The sequence below is a fragment of the Neisseria sp. P0009.S007 genome (genome assembly GCF_051962515.1).
On sequence record NZ_JBQCVF010000379.1, the window covers coordinates 1 to 1324 of the forward strand.

Consider the following 1324-nt stretch of genomic DNA (forward strand, 5'->3'; position numbering starts at 1 on the left):
TGCTCAAGCTGGCGCGCTTGGCGCATACGCAGACACGCGATTACGGCTCCGCACTGACAGCGCAGGAGCAATTTTTCCAAGCGGCAAAACACGACATCTTGCACGTTGAAAAACAGGCCGGAGTGCATTCGCATATCGTGGCGAGGTTGTTTGAACAGCTTCCCGACTTAGGCGCAACACTTGCCGCCGACCTGCCCGAAGAAGCCGACCTCGACGATTTGAAAAAATACGAGCGTGAACTGATGTGGCGCATCGTCCGCCTCACCGACAGCATCTTGCAACTCGCCGTAACCGGCAAAGGCGCGGCATACGACGACAGCGTATTGCAACAGCTTGAAAACACTTTGAAACTGGCGAAGATTGTGCAACAGGCAAATGAAGTGTGAGGCTGTCTGAACGACTCCCCTTCCCCTCATTCCTAAATACTAATGCTCAACATCGAAGGCAGAGGCAACAAGATGGAAAAATGGATAGCAGAAGCATACAAATTATTTGCATCTTACAACGTGCGCTTCCCGCTAAATATCTGCACTTGCAATAGTTGCTCTCCCGAAGATTTCCAACAGGCGCTACTGAAATATCCGTTACGCGAAATTCCTGCTGATATGTTGCAAGCGTATTTGGGCAGCGCGCCTTTAGACGATGGAGCCGCGACAGCTTTAGACATGAAGCATTTTCTGCCGCGTATTTTGCAGGCTTTGGTCAACAAAGAAGATGTCCGATCTCTTGATGAAACATTGCTCGATAAATTGCATTGTGATTTACCTGAATGCTGGACAGAAGAAGAAATCGATTGGCTAAAACGTTTCGCCGTCGCTTGGTTTGACTCGCAACTGACTACGCCACGCTACGAAGGCTGCTTGGTCGTTTGGCTGAATATGTTTCAATTTGCCGGATTGGATGTTATCGACGCACTGCTGGCATTGTGGACGGAACAGGCGGATAAAACGGCAGCTTTACGCGAATTTATCGACTTGTACTTAGAAATTCCGTATGGAAGCGACAAGCCGGATTGGTACAAAGTCTGCTATCTGCCCGAGCATTGTCCGAATAGAACGCAATTCGACGCCCAACTGTCGGCTTGGTTTACCCACCCGGATACCCGCGCCACATTCAGACGAGCTTTAGAACAAGCCCTGCTGGAAGGCAAAGAAGACGAAAACGAAACATTGTTATGGGAGCAATGTTACGACTGGTTGGCACAATCAGATGCCGGCTAAACACAAAATTTCTCATGATTTCATAAAGAAAGGAAAATCCAAATGAGCGAAACCCTATCCCGCCGAGTAGGCCGTCTGGTAAGCGGCGGTTTTCATGCCCTGAT

2 protein-coding genes are annotated in these 1324 nt (G+C 49.2%); both read left to right on the plus strand.

What is annotated here, in order from left to right:
- Positions 1-386: hypothetical protein (locus ACTHS3_RS13410; protein ID WP_440368181.1), on the plus strand; the 386-nt coding region annotated here is incomplete at its 5' end.
- Positions 387-458: 72 nt separating this feature from the next.
- Positions 459-1220 (plus strand): hypothetical protein, encoded by a 762-nt coding sequence (locus tag ACTHS3_RS13415; RefSeq protein WP_070606663.1) that lies wholly within the window; start codon positions 459-461, stop codon positions 1218-1220.
- Positions 1221-1324: the final 104 nt, after the last annotated feature.